The sequence below is a fragment of the Gilliamella sp. ESL0443 genome, assembly GCF_019469165.1.
Lineage (GTDB): Bacteria > Pseudomonadota > Gammaproteobacteria > Enterobacterales > Orbaceae > Gilliamella > Gilliamella apicola_E.
On sequence record NZ_CP048263.1, the window covers coordinates 1,778,551 to 1,795,818 of the forward strand.

At 34.5% G+C, this 17,268-nt stretch carries 14 protein-coding genes; all 14 read right to left on the bottom strand.

Features of this window, described 5'->3' with window-relative positions:
* Positions 1 to 182 precede the first annotated feature (182 nt).
* Positions 183 to 1,148 carry a sugar kinase gene (locus GYM76_RS08065; protein WP_220225128.1) on the bottom strand — a complete coding sequence of 322 codons (966 nt, stop codon included), beginning with the start codon at positions 1,146 to 1,148 and terminating at the stop codon, positions 183 to 185.
* Positions 1,149 to 1,153: 5 nt separating this feature from the next.
* On the bottom strand, positions 1,154 to 1,987 hold the full coding sequence (locus tag GYM76_RS08070; protein WP_220225129.1) for a DeoR/GlpR family DNA-binding transcription regulator: 834 nt from the start codon (positions 1,985 to 1,987) through the stop codon (positions 1,154 to 1,156).
* A gap of 226 nt (positions 1,988 to 2,213) precedes the next feature.
* A complete protein-coding gene (gene ribD / locus GYM76_RS08075) occupies positions 2,214 to 3,329 on the bottom strand; it encodes a bifunctional diaminohydroxyphosphoribosylaminopyrimidine deaminase/5-amino-6-(5-phosphoribosylamino)uracil reductase RibD (protein ID WP_220225130.1) in 1,116 nt (371 codons plus the stop codon).
* An 8-nt stretch (positions 3,330 to 3,337) separates the two neighbouring features.
* Entirely contained in the window at positions 3,338 to 3,790 is a 453-nt protein-coding gene (nrdR, locus tag GYM76_RS08080) for a transcriptional regulator NrdR (RefSeq protein WP_034882816.1), read from the bottom strand.
* A gap of 154 nt (positions 3,791 to 3,944) precedes the next feature.
* Positions 3,945 to 5,234 (bottom strand): threonine synthase, encoded by a 1,290-nt coding sequence (gene thrC, locus GYM76_RS08085; RefSeq protein ID WP_220225131.1) that lies wholly within the window; start codon positions 5,232 to 5,234, stop codon positions 3,945 to 3,947.
* A gap of 70 nt (positions 5,235 to 5,304) precedes the next feature.
* Positions 5,305 to 6,243: a homoserine kinase gene (gene thrB, locus GYM76_RS08090; RefSeq protein WP_220225132.1), complete on the bottom strand. Its 939-nt coding sequence runs from the start codon at positions 6,241 to 6,243 to the stop codon at positions 5,305 to 5,307.
* On the bottom strand, positions 6,244 to 8,700 hold the full coding sequence (thrA, locus tag GYM76_RS08095; protein ID WP_220225133.1) for a bifunctional aspartate kinase/homoserine dehydrogenase I: 2,457 nt from the start codon (positions 8,698 to 8,700) through the stop codon (positions 6,244 to 6,246).
* A 318-nt stretch (positions 8,701 to 9,018) separates the two neighbouring features.
* The gene (locus GYM76_RS08100) at positions 9,019 to 9,348 is read right to left on the bottom strand and encodes a hypothetical protein (RefSeq protein ID WP_065562343.1); all 330 of its coding nucleotides are present in this window, start codon (positions 9,346 to 9,348) and stop codon (positions 9,019 to 9,021) included.
* Between the two features lie 139 nt (positions 9,349 to 9,487).
* A complete protein-coding gene (locus GYM76_RS08105; RefSeq protein WP_220225134.1) occupies positions 9,488 to 10,240 on the bottom strand; it encodes an SDR family oxidoreductase in 753 nt (250 codons plus the stop codon).
* A 160-nt stretch (positions 10,241 to 10,400) separates the two neighbouring features.
* The gene (gene uspA / locus GYM76_RS08110) at positions 10,401 to 10,853 is read right to left on the bottom strand and encodes a universal stress protein UspA (RefSeq protein WP_065562345.1); all 453 of its coding nucleotides are present in this window, start codon (positions 10,851 to 10,853) and stop codon (positions 10,401 to 10,403) included.
* Positions 10,854 to 10,917: 64 nt separating this feature from the next.
* Positions 10,918 to 12,432 carry an inorganic phosphate transporter PitA gene (gene pitA / locus GYM76_RS08115; protein WP_065562346.1) on the bottom strand — a complete coding sequence of 505 codons (1,515 nt, stop codon included), beginning with the start codon at positions 12,430 to 12,432 and terminating at the stop codon, positions 10,918 to 10,920.
* A 68-nt stretch (positions 12,433 to 12,500) separates the two neighbouring features.
* Positions 12,501 to 13,472 carry a bile acid:sodium symporter family protein gene (locus GYM76_RS08120; RefSeq protein ID WP_220225135.1) on the bottom strand — a complete coding sequence of 324 codons (972 nt, stop codon included), beginning with the start codon at positions 13,470 to 13,472 and terminating at the stop codon, positions 12,501 to 12,503.
* 62 nt (positions 13,473 to 13,534) lie between these two features.
* The gene (gene rpoD / locus GYM76_RS08125) at positions 13,535 to 15,373 is read right to left on the bottom strand and encodes an RNA polymerase sigma factor RpoD (RefSeq protein ID WP_065562347.1); all 1,839 of its coding nucleotides are present in this window, start codon (positions 15,371 to 15,373) and stop codon (positions 13,535 to 13,537) included.
* Positions 15,374 to 15,454: 81 nt separating this feature from the next.
* On the bottom strand, positions 15,455 to 17,233 hold the full coding sequence (gene dnaG, locus GYM76_RS08130) for a DNA primase (RefSeq protein WP_220225136.1): 1,779 nt from the start codon (positions 17,231 to 17,233) through the stop codon (positions 15,455 to 15,457).
* Between the last annotated feature and the right edge of the window lie 35 nt (positions 17,234 to 17,268).

A 17,268-nucleotide genomic window follows, 5' to 3' on the forward strand; every position in this document is an offset into this window, starting at 1 on the left:
ATTTACTATTTATTAACAAAACAAATACTAACAATTTAACTAAACCTACGCATATCTTAACTAAAATTTATCTGAAAAGAGTGCATAATATGTACAACAATGCATTTATTTCATTGTTTTCCTATTCCTTATGTTTTCCCAATAACATTGTTATTGGGATTTTTTTAGGGTTTGAAATAAGATTAATTATTTATATTTTCCGATAAGAATTTTTCAATCGCGATAAGGGATGATGTTCCTTCCATTGGTCCTTTATAAGATGAAGACAACGCATAACAAGCATTTGCATACATTAAAGCCTGTTCAGCACTAAATCCTGACAGTAGTAAACTCACAAAAGTTGCATCAAAGCAGTAATCAGCACCCGAATGGTCAATCGCATCAATACTAAAACCTTTAGAATAAATTGTATTAATATTATTTTTATCATCGCAACAATAATAATTTGCACCATCACTGCCTTTTTTCACCACGAGATGTTTGATACCTTTCTCCAATAAAGCTTTAATCGTTTCTTCATCACTTTCATAATTTTCAGAAAAATACCTAACTTGTGTTTCATTAATCAAAATGATATCGGTAAATTCTAATATATAACTAAAAGACTGTTCTATCTCACGAATCTCCGACATTTCTTTATGCAAATTAGGATCAAAAGAAACAGTTCCACCATGGCTTTTAATAAAATTTATTACTTTGCACATCGCATCAATGGCTCGAAATGAATAAAGTGATGATCCCATAATATGTAAATGATTGCAGTCTTTTAATAAAGCTTCATTCACATGATCAAATGAAATTAAGCCACAGGCACTATTTAAAACGTTATAAATTAAACTTCGCTCTTTTGGACCAATTTGCGTTGAAAATGCGCTAGCTGTTTTTACTTTATTGTGAGAAGTGATCCCATTAACATTTACCCCATCTTGTTTAAGTCGGTTAATGCACATCTTTCCAAAAGGATCTTTTCCTACACAACTTAAAAAGATAACTGGAAAACCTAATTTGGCAACTTGATTTGCAAAGATAGCCGGGGCTCCACTAGGGTATGGTCCAATATATTCATTTGTATAATCAAACCGTTGATTGAATTCCTTAGCAACAAATTCAACAAACAATTCGCCCATTGTACAAATTTTAACATCCATGTTAATTAGGCCTCCAATGCATTATGATAAGTCACAGAATATTTAGTTGTTGTATGTTGCTTAAAATTAGAATTAAGCAATAGTTGATGATATTCATTAACAGCGGAGCGGGATAAAATAATAACATCCATGTTTTTTAATTTACCAATAGTATGATTATCATTACTGCTGATTCTTGGTGGTAAAATACCTATAGAATGATCTGAACTTTTTAATATCTGTTGATAAAGTTCCTGATGTTCAATATCTTGAATAGCTAAATAATTGTTAGTATTAATAGCTGCGAATTCGAATATAAAGTGCGATATTGGGAATTGCGTTAAAATAGATGACGAAAAGTTAGGATGCTGTAGTACATTACCATTTATTAAAAAACCACCAATAAGAATCACTTCTGCATCTGAGAATTCTCTAACCAGTTTTGCGTTATTAATATCATTTAAAATAACTGTTAATGATTTTTTATTATGCAGAAAAGGAATCAATTTTCGAATCAAATGACCATGACTTAAAAAAATTGTATCACCATCTTCAATATAATTTAGACAAGTTTTTACTAAATTAACATCACTATTATCAGTATTAAGATATGATGCCAAACGACTTGGATACACACTATTTGAATTGCTAATAAAATCTTCAGGCGAAATATAGATAGCTCGCCCAAAAAAACGTTTTAAATACCCTTGATGTTCTAAATATGTTAAATCCTGACGAATAGTTACATTAGAAACCTGTAGCATGTCAGATAACTCATCAACTTTTATTTCTCCATTTTTGCGCACAATCGCAGCAATTTCCAATCGCCGCTTTAATTGTGCCGAAGATACTTTAGCCATTTCACATCCTATGTTAAAAGATAAATACCTAACTCAAAAACAGATAAAATTTATCATACAAGTTGTAAACGATAAACCCTAGAAAGGAACTGAACCGATTAAGTAGTGTAAAAATATACTCAGTTTGTACTTTATTTTTAAATTACAGAGATATAGTTAATCGTTAAAATAGAATATTAACAACTCAAAAATTGTTAAATAGCACAATATATTTAAATAAAAGTTATCAAAAAACCCCGTTCCTCAACATTATTTTCAGATCATCTCCCACCATTTCAACAGATTCAAATCGGAACTGAGGTGCTAACGAAAGTTTTTGTAAGTGAGGTAATACAAACATATCTTGTGCATTATGACCAAGCAATTTAGGTGCATAATAGATGATTAACTCATCCACGAGATTTTGCTCAATTAGCGCACCGGCTAAATGAGATCCAGCTTCAACCCATACAGAATTTATTTGCTGCTTGGCTAATATGGATAATAATTCTAATAAGTCGACTTGATGACTGTTTGATGATTCAATGATAAGTTTTGTATTTGGTGATGATATTAGAACATTTTGCTTTCTAACCAACCAAGTTTCACCAGGCTGATTAAAGATATTTTCATCACCCGTCATTTGATTTTTGCTATCGATTATCACTCGTATAGGTTGACGAATTTCGGTAGAAGGGTAAATTTCTTTAATTGAAATAGGTAATTCATTATATCTAACCGTTAAACTCGCATTATCTTCCTGAACTGTTTTTCTGGTACTTAAGATACAACTTGCCTGAGCTCTATATTGCTGAACATCTTGTCTTGCCGCAACGGAGGTTATCCATTTACTTTCGCCTGATGCCATAGCTATTTTACCATCTAAAGAAACTGCCATTTTAAGTTGTACAAATGGCAAACCTGTTCGCATCCGTTTTAAAAAGCCTTTATTAATGGCTTCGGCTTGATCAGCTAACACACCAACACAAACTTCAATGCCTGCATCAGTTAATCTCTTTATACCTTGTCCTGCGACATTGGGATTAGGATCCTGCATAGCAATAACAACTCGTTTAATTCCCGATTTAACCAGTGCATCTGCGCAAGGAGGTGTTCTTCCATAATGGCTGCAAGGCTCTAGCGTTACATAAGCCGTAGCATCTTTAGCTTCATCACCAGCCATTTTTAGTGCATAGACTTCTGCATGAGGTAAACCAGCTTTCATATGAAAACCTTTACCAATGATGTGATCATTTTTAACAATGATACAACCGACATTAGGATTAGGGGTAGTAGTGAAGCGACCAAATTTAGCAAGCTCAATAGCTTGCTGCATATAAAATTGATCTTTATTCATAGTCATAATGAGGATTACTTTTGTTGTAACTTAGCAATTTCATTACTGAATTGTTCAATATCATCAAAGCTAAAATAGACAGATGCGAAACGAATATAGGCAACTTTATCAAGATTTTTAAGCTCTTCAATAACAAAATTACCAATTAATTTGGCCGGTACTTCCCTTTCTCCTGTTGCTCTCAGTTTCGATTTAATTCGAGTAATTGCATCTTCAATTGCATCAAAACTAACAGGGCGTTTTTCTAGTGCTCGTTTTATACCATTTCGGAGTTTATCTTCATTGAAAGGTTCGCGAACTTTATTGCTTTTAATAACATTAGGCATAATTAATTCAGCCACTTCAAATGTCGTAAAACGTTCATTACATTCGACACATTGTCGACGACGACGAACCTGAAACCCTTCACCAACTAAACGAGAATCAATAACTTTTGTATCATCTGCATTACAAAACGGACAGTGCATAAATATATCCTGATAACGTTTTAACTTACATTACAATAGCCGAAATTAGCCATTTAAACAAGTTATCAACAAAGTAATATAAACTAGCTCTATTAATTAACTTGTAATTCAAAAAAGCTAAAAACCGTCACCAATCTGGTGACGGGAATTGAATTTACCATGTCAATGAGATTAAGAAATCACGTAATTTATTAAAATCATCAGGCATATGGTGAGAAAGTAAAGGCATATCAGCTCGTTCAGCCAGAGGTTGTGGTAGTGAGATTGATCGGCCAAGGATATCCTCAACTACTTCTTTAAACTTAGCTGGATGAGCTGTACCCAAAAATAAACCATACTCTCCTTCTTGCAACTGGTCTCGTAATACACGATAAGCAATAGCACCATGAGGCTCGGATAAATATCCTTTTTTATCTAATTCCTGAACCGTTTCTACGGAAACTGCATCAGAAACAGCAGCATGCCCTAATGATTTCAGTACCCAACCTTCTCGTTTATAAATTTCTTCGATTCTTGGCCAGTTGTTTGGCTGACTAACATCCATAGCATTTGATAATGTTGCCACAGTTTCATGGGGTTCCCATTTTCCTGTTTCTAAATAACGTGGAACCGTATCATTAGCATTAGTAGCAGCAATAAAGCGTTTAATTGGTAACCCCATCGTTTTTGCTAGTAAACCAGCAGTTAAATCACCAAAATTACCACTTGGTACTGAAATAACTAATTGTTCGCGTTGTTTTGGCGTAAGCTGTGCATAAGCCTCAAAATAATAGCAAATTTGAGCTAAAAGCCGACTGATATTAATCGAGTTAGCTGAGTTTAAACCAATTGTAGTTTTTAGCTCTTCATCATCAAACGCTTTTTTAACTAAAGCTTGGCAGGCATCAAAATCACTTTGAATAGCAATTGTGTGAATGTTATCGCCTAAAGTACAAAATAGTTTTTCTTGTAACGGACTAATTTTACCTTCCGGATATAAAATCACTACACGAATATTGGGTAAGTTATAAAACGCATGGGCAACAGCAGCACCAGTATCACCAGAGGTTGCTGTTAAGATAGTAATCTTTTTATCTGCTGCCACTTGGACTAAAGCCTGAGCCATAAAGCGTCCACCAAAGTCTTTGAATGCTAATGTTGGGCCATGATAAAGTTCTAATGTTCCAATATCATCTTCTACTGATTTAACTGGAGCTGGAAATTGGAATGCGTTTTGCACTAGTCGATGCATATCATTATCGCTAATTTCATTGCCAATAAACGCCGATAAGATTTTGGCACTACGTGTGATAAAATCCATTTTTAAAAGTGCTTCTATTTCTGCTGATGAAAATTTTGGCAATTGTTCTGGAAAAAATAGACCTTGTTCTTTCCCTAAACCTTGTTGTACCGCCTGCGCGAAACTAACTTGCTCTGAATGATCTTTTAAGTTATACAGTTTCATAATGTGTTCCAATTCTTTTATGCTTTAATTGTTTTCTTATTGATTTAATATTATTGTTTTGTTTAATAATTTAAATCTCTCTTGCACCTTGTGGATCTATTTTACAAATATGAGTAAAACCTTCTTCATTTTGTAGATAAGAACTTTTTAACAACGACTCAATCTGCTGTGCAGTTTCAAGGTTGTCGGCCACCACAAACATCGTCGGCCCTGAGCCTGATATACCCGAGGCTAGTGCACCAAGTTGTTTGACCTTTTTTTGTGTTTCATCGAAATTAGGTAGCAATTGTTTACGATAAGGTTCTGCAATATTATCAATCAACATTGCTGCTGCAAGTTTTGGTTGTTTAGTATAACAAGCATGTAAAAAACCACCTACGTAACGACCGTGCGCGACACAATCGGCTTTTTGATATTGAGCTGGTAATATTGCTCGAGCTTCAGCTGTAGAAACTTTAATACCAGGATAAGCCATCACCCAATACCAATTTTCAAAATGAGGTATTGACTCACTTATGATGCCCATTTCGTCGAGAATAAGTTGCATTCCACCTAAATAGCAAGGAGCAACATTATCATAATGAACACTACCAGAAATGCAGCCTTCAAGTTCGCCCATCATGGAGAGCAATTCAAATTTATTAAATGGTTCATTAAAAAACTTATTTAACGCAACAAAAGCACCAACAACAGAGCAAGCGCTTGAACCTAATCCAGAACCAATTGGCATGTTTTTTTCAAGCGTCATTTTTATCGGTAATGTTTTCCCCATGGCTTTACAAAAACGCTGCCAACATTGATAAACAATATTTAATTTGGGATCCTTTGGTAAATTTTTAACAAATTGACCTTGGCTGGTAAAGCTAAACTCAGTTGCAGACTCGATAGTAATACAGTCACCCAACATCGCACCACTAATTGGATTGATTGCTGCACCTAAAATATCAAAGCCAACACTAATATTTGCCATTGATGCAGGTGCATACACAGTTAATGATTTTTGACTCATTTAGCCTCCAATTTTTCCAGATGTGGTTCGTAAAATATCGGCAAACACACCCGCAGCTGTAACGTCATTACCAGCACCATAACCACGTAATACTAATGGAATTGGTTGATAGTACCTAGTATAAAATGCTAAAGCATTTTCACCATTTTTAACTTTATAAAGTGGATCATCATTATCAACAGATTCTATCTTAACGCTACATTGGTTTCCATCAATACTACCAACATAACGTAACACTTTTCCTTCTTTAGCTGCCTTTTCTGATTTTTCTTTAAACTGAGCGTCTAATTGTGGTAGTTTTGCCATGAATTCATCGATACTACCTTTAGAATATTCAGCTGGTAATACTGACTCAACTTTAATTTGATCAAGTTCTAGTTGTAATCCAGCCTCCCGAGCTAAAATTAATAGCTTTCTTGCGACATCTGTTCCTGATAAGTCATCTCTAGGATCAGGCTCGGTAAAACCTTTTTCTTTCGCTAATTTAGTTGCTTCTGACAATGACATACCTTCGTCTAACTTACCAAAAATGAAAGACAATGATCCAGATAAAATCCCTGAAAACTTGATTAATTCATCACCCGCGTTCAGTAGATTTTGTAAATTTTCTATCACAGGTAAACCTGCACCAACGTTAGTATCATATTGAAATTTTCGCTTACTATTAGCTGCTTCTTGCCGTAAACGATGGTAATAAGCCATCGAGCTTGTATTGGCTTTCTTATTTGGCGTTACAACATGAAAACCATTAGCTAAAAAATCAACATATTTATCTGATACTTCACTACTTGAAGTACAATCGACTAAAATTGGATTGAGGAGCCGGTTATTTTTAGCAAAATCAATAATGCTATTTAGAGTATAATTGGTCTCGCTTTGTTTTATTTGATCGCGCCAATTTGTTAAATCAATACCATCCCGATTAAGTACAGCATGTTTGGAATTAAATAATCCACAAACACGTAAATCGATTTGTTTGTTTTTAAGCCATTTTTGTTGCCGACCAATTTGATCAACCAATGCACCACCAACACCACCAACACCAATAACAAACACATCTAACATTTTGTCAGTACCAAATAGCATTTGATGCGTCACACGTACACCCATTACGGCAACATCATTATCAACGACGACCGAGATTGAGCGTTCCGAGGAGCCTTGAGCAATTGCTACGATATTAATATTGGCACGGGCTAATGCAGTAAAGAAATTAGCCGATAAACCACGTAAAGTACGCATACCATCACCAACAACTGAGATAATTGCTAATTTTTCGATAACTTCAATTGGTTCAAGTAAGCCATCTTTTAACTCTAAGTAAAATTCTTCACTTAATGCCTCTTCAGCTCGGTAGAGTTCAGTTTGAGGCACACAAAAACTAATACTATATTCAGATGATGATTGCGTAATAAGTACCACAGAAATACCAGCATAAGACATAGCGGAAAAAACCCGCGCTGACATACCTACCATTCCTTTTAATCCTGGACCTGATACATTAATCATAGCCATGTTATTTAAATTAGTGATACCTTTTACTGGTGTTGAGCTATCAACAACATTAGCGCCGATTAACGTGCCTGCTGCATCTGGATTATTAGTATTTTTAATTAAACATGGAATTTGAAATTGAGCGATAGGTAATATTGTTCTTGGATGAAGCACTTTTGCACCAAAATACGATAGTTCCATAGCTTCTTGATAAGACATCGTTTTTAGTAATTTAGCATCAGGCACAATTCGAGGATCACAAGTATAAACTCCGTCAACATCAGTCCAAATTTCGCAGCTGTTGGCACGTAAACACGCTGCTAATACTGAAGCTGAATAATCAGAGCCATTACGGCCAAGAACAACTAATTCTCCTTTTTCATTACCAGCGGTAAACCCTGGCATCAAAATTATATTTTCTGGAGGTATATGCATTTCACTGATTCGATGCGATGACTCGACAATATCAACTGTAGACTCTAGATAGTCCCCCTCAGCAATCAGCATTGCCACAGGGTTAATAACTGTTACAGCATGACCTTTCGCTTTAAGCAATTCTTGCATAATTGCAATCGAAAGTTTTTCACCTCTACAAATGATACTTGCATTAATACTATCCGGACATTGACCTAATAGCCGAATACCTTCTAATAGTTGTTTAACGTTATTTAACTCATCTAGAGCAAACTTTTTCATTTCTTCATAGGCAAAATTAGGTACCGCTTTCGAAATACCTTCTAGTAAGTCTGCAAAGATTTTTTCAGCATCGTAGATATTAGTTTGGATATCTTGTTTTGCAATGGTTTTTTCAACCATTGCCACTAGATGATTAGTAATTTTAGCTGGTGCAGATAAAACCGTTGCCGTTTGTTCTTGTTTAGCATTATTTTCAATAATCTCTGCTACACGCAAAAAACGTTCTGCGTTGGCAACAGATGTTCCTCCAAATTTTAAAACTTTCATATCACACCTTACTTATTTTTCTAACTTATGCCAATGATAATTCAAAATGCAATTTTTAAAAAATACTGATAAAACTAAAATTTTGAATTCTTTTTACTTTAATTTCTATTTAAGAACTTTTTTATTTCACAAAGTAAAAAACCCGCCTTTGGGGGCGGGTTTTTCGATATTTTTAAGGAAAAATCAACCCGCCCTATATTTCATAATAGTGCCGGTGGTACCAATAATGCCTGAAATCATCATTACCATTTTCATTATTTTTCCTTAACTAAACCATAAACAAAACAGCCCGACATTTTCATGTCAGGCTGTAAATAATTAAAATACCTTTTTGCTGTTTTCGTATTCATTCACTACCTTATTTAAGGCTTGATAGATACTTTCGGCATTTTGTTTTTGTAATGCCTCATCAAGTATGTTGAGATACGATAACATTAATTTTTGATTGTCTTCAGCAAATTGTGGTGAAACTTCCTGATCTTCATATAACATCACATAAGTGCGAGCAAATCCAAAGATTAAAAAGTAAACCGATGCGTTATTCGGATCTTCTTGGATTAATGACCTCATAGCCTTACGTAGTTTTACATACGAATCGGTACCAGGTAAGCTTGTCGCAAATGTTTTTGTTACTTCTGAAAATGTCATTGCTAAAACCTCAATCAAAATCACAAATAAGAAGAATAGCAATCCATTAACATAAGTGCAAGTCTATTTTGTTTTTCAATTCACTTTTTTATTATTTTTTTAAAACCTCGGTATCATATAATGGTAATTTAATTTCACCTTAAACTTCTTTGCAAACTGATAACCCTGCTGAAGCTTGTGCGACCGGCATAATTTCAATTGAATTCACATTAAAATGATTTGGTGTATTAACTAACCATGAGACGGTATTGGCAATATCTTCTGGTGTAATAAAATCCACATCTTTATAAACCGCAGCAGCTTTTTCGTCATTACCATGGAATCGGACATTGGAAAACTCTGTTCCTCCACATAATCCGGGTTCGATATTTGTTACTCTGATTTTTTTACCCAATAAATCTGTTCTTAAATTAGCACTAAACTGCTTAACAAATGCTTTTGTTGCACCGTAAACATTTCCACCTTTATACGGATATGTACCGGCTACTGATCCAAGATTAATAATATAACCATAGTTACGCTCTACCATGCCAGGTAATATTTGATATGTTAAATGCACTAATCCAATAACATTGGTTTCAATCATTGTTTCCCAATCATTGTAATCAGCTTCATATGCTGGTGCTAAACCTAAAGCTAATCCTGCATTGTTAATTAATATATCGATAGGCTGAAACTCTTTAGGCAGCTGTAACAAAATTGTTTCAACAGAGTCTTTTTTTGTCACATCAAGAGTTAGCGGTAAAAAATTATCACCTAATTCTTGTGCAAGTTTTTGTAATTTATCAAGTCGTCTGGCTGCACCAATTACTTTATAACCATCAGTAATAAGTTTTCGGCAAATTGCTTTACCAAAGCCAGAAGAAGCACCAGTAACTAAAGCAATATTCATATCCAATCTCCTTCATAATAATTACAAGTGTATAACGATATTGAATGAAAAGAAAAATAGGTGCCAAAATATATACAACTTGTTTGAAAATATAACTATCTAAATTTTAGATAAAAATATATAAAAAAACCCGCTACAAGGCGGGTTCATATCGTATGTTTCATTTAGATGGTTCTTCGGATGGCTCATCATCTTTCAAAGGAACAATCAATGTATCGATATGGGTATTATTAATTAGCTGGCGTGCTGAAGACATTAATTTACTCCAAAAATCTTGGTGATGACCACAAACAACTAGATCTGCACCATATTCGTGGATAGCTTCAATTAATACTTGTCCAAATTCACCATTACCAGAAAGAGTATGTGCAATTGGATAACCTGCATCATCAGCTAATTTATTTAATGCAATATGGGCATCTTCAGTGATACGATCTTTCATATCATTCATATTAATATCAACTAGGCCTGTATAAAGGTCAGAGTAATTGATGCCCACATGAATGAGTGATATTTGAGCATTATATGGTCTAGCCATTGAGACTGCTTTTTCAACAAGAACTTCACTTTCAGGTGATAAATCCACTGCGACTAAAATGTGTTTATAAGCCATAATATTCACTCCTTCCTATTTTGACGCTCTAATTAAATTAAGATTTTATTCTTCCTTTTTACTACTAAATTAATTTTTGAGCAAGCCAAAAAAGTGACCCAGATAACAAAATTGAAATAGGTAAAGTAAGAACCCAGGTTAATGCAATATTTTTTATCGTTTTACTTTGCACTCCTCCACCATCGACAATCATCGTACCTGCAACAGATGAAGAAAGGACTTGTGTTGTCGATACAGGCATTCCTGTATAGCTTGCTATACCAATTGATAACGCTGTAGTAATTTGAGCTGAAACCCCTTGTGCATAGGTCATTCCCTTTTTACCAATCTTTTCACCAATAGTAATAGCTACTCGCCGCCAACCAATCATTGTACCAACTGCAAGTGCTGAAGCTACTCCGATAATTATCCAAATTGGTGCATATTCAATTGTTTTTAATAAATCATTATTTAATGATTTTAGGTACTGTTTATCTTCTGCTGATACATTTGGTTGTTTAGCAACATGAGATACCGTATCAGATAAACATAATAAAATACGTCTAGTTTGAGAACGTTGATCTACATTAAGCGAACCATAATCGTTAATTTTATTGAACAAATTGTTAGCAATACTTAACGTAGTGAAGGATCGAGAATAATCACAATGATATTTATTTAAATCATTTTCAGGAGTTGCAGTATCAACTGCTGATTGTTTACCAATTACTGTATTGAGATCATCATTATGAGTGATAAAGTACTCTTCAATATTATGAATCGCATTTCTGGTATTGGTAATTTCATAAGTTGATGCCCCCATGTTAACAATAAAACCAGCGGGTGCAATGCCCATCAATACTAACATCAATAAACCAATACCTTTTTGCCCATCATTTGCGCCATGCGAGAAACTTACACCAGCGGCTGAAATAATAAGCATAATACGAATCCAAAATGGCGGTTTCTTTTTACCATATAGCTTTTCACGCTGTTCTGGTGTCATAAAAATTCGTTCTCTTTTTTTACTACGTTTTTTACCTTGACCTTTACGGGTCCAATATTTTCGTAATAAAAAAATCATTAATCCAGCGATAACAAGACCAACAATTGGTGAAATAATTAATGATAGGAAAATTTGTATCATTTTTGGAATATTAAGTGCATCAATGATAGATGTATCCATAATAAATGCATTGGCCAATGCAACACCAATAATTGCACCAATTAAAGTATGAGAACTAGAAGCAGGAATACCTACATACCAAGTACCCAAATTCCAAATGATAGCAGCAAATAAAATTGAAAAGACCATCGCAAGTCCATGAGAAGAACTTACATTAAGTAATAAATCAGTAGGTAAAAGGTGAACGATTGCATAAGCAACACTAAGCCCGCCAAGTAATACCCCAAAAAAGTTAAACATACCAGCCATAAAAACAGCGAGCTGTTCTTTTAATGCTCTAGTATATATTACTGTCGCAACTGCATTTGCGGTATCATGAAATCCATTAATTGCCTCATAAAAAAGAACAAAAAATAGCGCTAAAACTAGTAATATAATCGTAGAAAATTCTAAATCAGCAAATAGATGAAACATAATATATCTTTCTGTTGTTAATAGCGCTTCTATTATCCTTGAGAATAACCCAATGAGCAAAACAATTTTTATATTTTTCTTTTCGCGTAATGAGAAGCTAAAACAGCGCAGATCATTAATTGTACTTGATGGAAAATCATTAGCGGTAAAATTATTATGCCTGTTATAGACATAGGAAAAATTACACTAGCCATTGGAATACCACTCGCTAAACTTTTTTTAGAGCCACAAAATACAATAGTAATTTCATCCTCTTTGTTAAAACCCAAGAATCTCGAGCTATAAGTCGTAATTAATAACACAATAGTTAATAAGATGATTGAATACACAATGATTTCTAAAAGAGATAAAAAGCTGACTTTCGACCAAATACCATTAACCACTGCATCACTAAAAGCCACATAAACAACTAATAATATCGATATACGATCGGTCTTAGAAATTACACCTTTATATTTATCAACCCATTTACCAATAAAACGTCTTGATAAATGACCGACAATAAATGGCACCATCAGTTTAAGCATAATAGATTCAATGGCATCTAATATATTCATTGAAGCAGCAGCTTGAGTATGAATTAATAATCCAACTAATACCGGCGTGATAAAGACACCTAATAGGGTCGATGCAGAAGCACTACAGATTGCAGCAGCAACATTGCCTTTTGCAATTGATGTAAAGGCTATGGCTGACTGAACGGTAGCTGGTAGGACACAAAGATATACAAAGCCTAAATAAAGATCTTCTGATAAAAAAGTTGGAACCAGTACCTGCATCATCACCCCTAAAATAGGGAATACTACAAAGGTAGTAGTAAATATCAACAGATGCAATCGCCAATTTTTTATACCAACAACTATCGCATCAAACGACAGTTTTGCACCATGCATAAAAAACAATAGACCAATAGCAAAAGTTGTAAGATTTTCAAATAACACTTTTGCTTGTCCTTTACATGGAAAAATACTTGCTGTAGTGACAACGCAAATCAAAGTCAGCAAGAAGGGATCAATTTTAAATCGTTGAAGTATATTCATGATATTGGCTTGATAAGTTAAAAAAATCGCCACATAAGTGGCGATTTAGCTAAAGTTATAATTTATTCCAAGAAACTTCTAAGAACATCAGATCGGCTAGGATGACGTAATTTACGTAATGCTTTAGCCTCAATTTGACGGATACGTTCACGCGTTACATCAAATTGTTTACCTACTTCTTCAAGAGTATGGTCTGTATTCATATCAATACCAAATCGCATACGTAAGACTTTTGCTTCACGTGGTGTTAGACCAGATAAAATATCACGTGTTGCACTACGTAAACTTTCCGATGTAGCTGCATCTAGTGGTTGCTCAAGTGCAGTATCCTCAATAAAATCACCTAAGTGTGAATCTTCATCATCACCGACTGGTGTTTCCATTGAAATTGGTTCTTTTGCGATTTTTAGTACTTTACGAATTTTCTCTTCAGGCATTTGCATGCGGTCAGATAACTCTTCTGGTGTTGGTTCACGCCCAATTTCCTGAAGCATTTGACGAGAAATACGATTTAGTTTATTAATTGTCTCAATCATATGCACCGGGATACGAATTGTTCTTGCTTGGTCAGCAATTGAACGAGTGATAGCTTGTCTAATCCACCACGTTGCATAGGTTGAGAATTTATACCCTCGGCGATATTCAAACTTATCAACCGCTTTCATCAAACCAATATTACCTTCTTGAATAAGGTCTAGGAACTGTAAACCACGATTAGTATACTTTTTAGCAATAGAGATAACTAAACGTAAGTTTGCTTCAACCATCTCTTTCTTGGCTCGACGAGCTTTAGCTTCACCAATAGACATTCTTCTATTAATATCTTTGATTTGTTCGATAGAAAGATTAGTTTCTGTTTCAATTTGCTGTAAAGCTTTAATTTGCTCTTCAATTGATGATTCAAATTCTTTTAATTTAGCAGCAAATGCACCTTTACCAGTACTCGCTTTTTTATACCAGTCCATGCTATTTTCATTGCCAGTAAAATGAGTCATAAACTGTTTTTTCGGCATTTTACATTGTTCGACACAAATTCGCATAATAATACGCTCATGAGATCTTACTCGATCCATCATACTTCTCATATTATTAACAAGAATATCAAACTGCTTGCCAACTAATCGGAATTGTTTGAAAACTTCAGATAGATTTTCAATTTCTTGTTGTGCTTTTTTATGAGCACGTCCATATTTTTTAATTGCTGCAGAAGTTTTATCATGTTGCTCTTGTAATTCAGCAAATTTCGCTTTTGCTACTTCTGGATCGATAGAGACATCATCATCAGCTGAAGAATCACTTTCTTCTTCACTTTCATCATCACTATCGTCAATATCAATCTCTTCTTCACCGTCTTCCAATTCTTCAGGAAGTTCTTCTTCTGACTCTTCAGCATTCGGATCGACAAAACCAGTAATAAGGTCGGACAAGCGAACTTCGCCGCTTTCGATTAAATTATATTGTTCTAAGAGATAAGTAATGGCTTCTGGATATTCAGATACTGAGGTTTGAACTTGGTTAATCCCATCTTCAATACGTTTTGCGATATCAATTTCGCCTTCACGGGTTAATAGTTCAACCGCACCCATTTCACGCATATACATACGTACTGGGTCAGTAGTTCGACCTATTTCTGATTCTACATTAGATAAAACTAATGCTGTTGCTGCTTCAACTGCCTCTTCATCTGGAACATTATCTGAAAGTAATAATTCATCTGAGTCTGGAGCTTCTTCAAGTACTTGAATCCCCATATCATTGATCATTTGGATAATATCTTCAATCTGATCTGAATCAATGATTTCTTCAGGCAAGTGATCATTGACGTCAGCATAGGTCAGGTATCCCAGCTCCTTACCCCGTATAATTAGGAGTTTTAACTGTGATTGAGAATTTTGCTCCATAAAGTATCACCATTTAGTTATTCGGTCATGTGTATTATATGTGCAGAATAAAAAGTATTTTTCTACACATACCCTATATATTTAGTCTTTTTTTGATAAAACAAGTATTAGTGTCGCTAATTCTTTTTTCTCTGCGGTACTTAATCCGGAGACTCTCTCTTTTGCGATCAGTTCATCTTGCCTTTGGGCGAGTATATTATCATATAACTCTTTTAAAGTATTAGAAAAAATTGATTCTATTTCATCATCTTGGTAATGGTACTCCCAGGTTGCTAAACGACTTAGCTGTTTATTATATGGTCGGTTAATACATTCAGTTAATATTTGTGCTGTAGTTATATTTGGATATTGTTGGCATAATTCAAGTAGTTCAATAAATATATCAATTCCCGCTAAGTTAACTTGCCTCATAACGTTAATATCAGATACCATCTTAGCTAGATTTGGATATTGAAGTAACAAACCAATTAAAATCCGCATAGTGGTCAATTTCATTTTTGGCACAGGTGCTGAATCAATAGTTCTATTTTCGCTTATATTATTATTCGCGATTAATTGTTCAATTTGGGATAGATCCAATAGCCCCAAATAACGCCCTAATTTTTGAAGTAAATTAAGTCTAAATACTTTTGCTTTTACCTGTTCAAGTAAAGGAATAGCAAGTGAACTCAATTTAGCTTTACCTTCAGCTGATTTTAAATCGACCTGTTTTAATAACTCATCGAACAAAAATTCAGATAAGTTAGGCGCCTTTTTTATGTAATCTTCAAAGCCATCTTTTCCGACTTTACGCACGTAACTATCTGGATCTTCATCTTGTGGTAAAAAAGCAAAAGTTATATCTTTACCATCAATCAAACAAGGTAGTAATACATTAAGCGCTCGCCATGCAGCATTTCGCCCGGCTTTATCACCATCGTAACAAAATATGACGGAATCTGTTGCTCTAAATAGAAGCTTAATATGCTCTTCTGATGTTGCTGTTCCTAAAGCAGCTACAGCGTAATCAATACCGTACTGTGCAAGAGAAACAACATCCATATAACCTTCAACAATGATTAATTGCTTTAAATTACGATTAGTTTCTTGAGCTTCATAAAGTCCATATAATTGAAAACCTTTATGAAAAATAGGAGTTTCAGGTGAATTTAGATATTTCGCCGACTCATTGAAGATCGTCCTTCCACCAAAAGCGATAACATTACCTTGTCTATCGCGAATCGGGAACATGATACGCCCACGAAAGCGATCATATCGATTACCTATATCGTTATTGACAGACATCCCTGCCTTGTCATATAGCACCACTTCATTTTCAGTCTTAACTATATTTTGAAAAGTTAGTTGTTTTGAATTAGGTGCATAACCGATTTTATACCTAGCTATAATCTCTGCGTTTAATCCGCGTTGTTCAAGATACTTTTGAGCATCTACCGAAGTCGATAATGCTAATTGCTGCTGGTAGAAATCAGTTATTTTAGACATCAATGAATAAAGATCTCGACGAACATTACGAGATTCAATTTGCTTTGATGCATCAGCTTGATTATTTTCGTTATCCGTGTATGGAACACGGATTCCTTGCATACTAGCTATCTCTTCAATTGCCTCAGGAAAAGACAATCGCTCATATTGCATCAAAAAATTTACTGCAGATCCAGTCGCGCCACATCCAAAACAATAGTAAATCTGCTTTTTTTCGCTTAATGAGAAAGAAGCGGTTTTCTCATCATGAAAAGGACAACAACCAAAATAGTTATTTCCTTTTTTTTTCATTTTAACGCGCTTACCTATCACATCAAGGATATTTGTGCGGGCAAGCAAATCTAAAATAAAATCGCGAGGAATAAGACCTTTCATGATAAAATTCAACCATTTATGGCATTACACAAAGA

Excerpts from the sequence above, each read along its gene's own strand:
- thrC (WP_220225131.1), bottom strand. The coding sequence starts at position 5,234 with ATGAAACTGTATAACTTAAAAGATCATTCAGAGCAAGTTAGTTTCGCG.
- GYM76_RS08120 (WP_220225135.1), bottom strand. The coding sequence starts at position 13,472 with ATGAATATACTTCAACGATTTAAAATTGATCCCTTCTTGCTGACTTTG.
- dnaG (WP_220225136.1), bottom strand. The coding sequence starts at position 17,233 with ATGAAAGGTCTTATTCCTCGCGATTTTATTTTAGATTTGCTTGCCCGC.
- ribD (WP_220225130.1), bottom strand. The coding sequence starts at position 3,329 with ATGACTATGAATAAAGATCAATTTTATATGCAGCAAGCTATTGAGCTT.
- rpoD (WP_065562347.1), bottom strand. The coding sequence starts at position 15,373 with ATGGAGCAAAATTCTCAATCACAGTTAAAACTCCTAATTATACGGGGT.
- uspA (WP_065562345.1), bottom strand. The coding sequence starts at position 10,853 with ATGGCTTATAAACACATTTTAGTCGCAGTGGATTTATCACCTGAAAGT.
- thrA (WP_220225133.1), bottom strand. The coding sequence starts at position 8,700 with ATGAAAGTTTTAAAATTTGGAGGAACATCTGTTGCCAACGCAGAACGT.
- pitA (WP_065562346.1), bottom strand. The coding sequence starts at position 12,432 with ATGTTTCATCTATTTGCTGATTTAGAATTTTCTACGATTATATTACTA.
- GYM76_RS08105 (WP_220225134.1), bottom strand. The coding sequence starts at position 10,240 with ATGAATATTGCTTTAGTTACTGGTGCTTCTTCTGGCTTTGGTAAAGCA.
- GYM76_RS08065 (WP_220225128.1), bottom strand. The coding sequence starts at position 1,148 with ATGGATGTTAAAATTTGTACAATGGGCGAATTGTTTGTTGAATTTGTT.
- GYM76_RS08070 (WP_220225129.1), bottom strand. The coding sequence starts at position 1,987 with ATGGCTAAAGTATCTTCGGCACAATTAAAGCGGCGATTGGAAATTGCT.
- GYM76_RS08100 (WP_065562343.1), bottom strand. The coding sequence starts at position 9,348 with ATGACATTTTCAGAAGTAACAAAAACATTTGCGACAAGCTTACCTGGT.
- thrB (WP_220225132.1), bottom strand. The coding sequence starts at position 6,243 with ATGAGTCAAAAATCATTAACTGTGTATGCACCTGCATCAATGGCAAAT.
- nrdR (WP_034882816.1), bottom strand. The coding sequence starts at position 3,790 with ATGCACTGTCCGTTTTGTAATGCAGATGATACAAAAGTTATTGATTCT.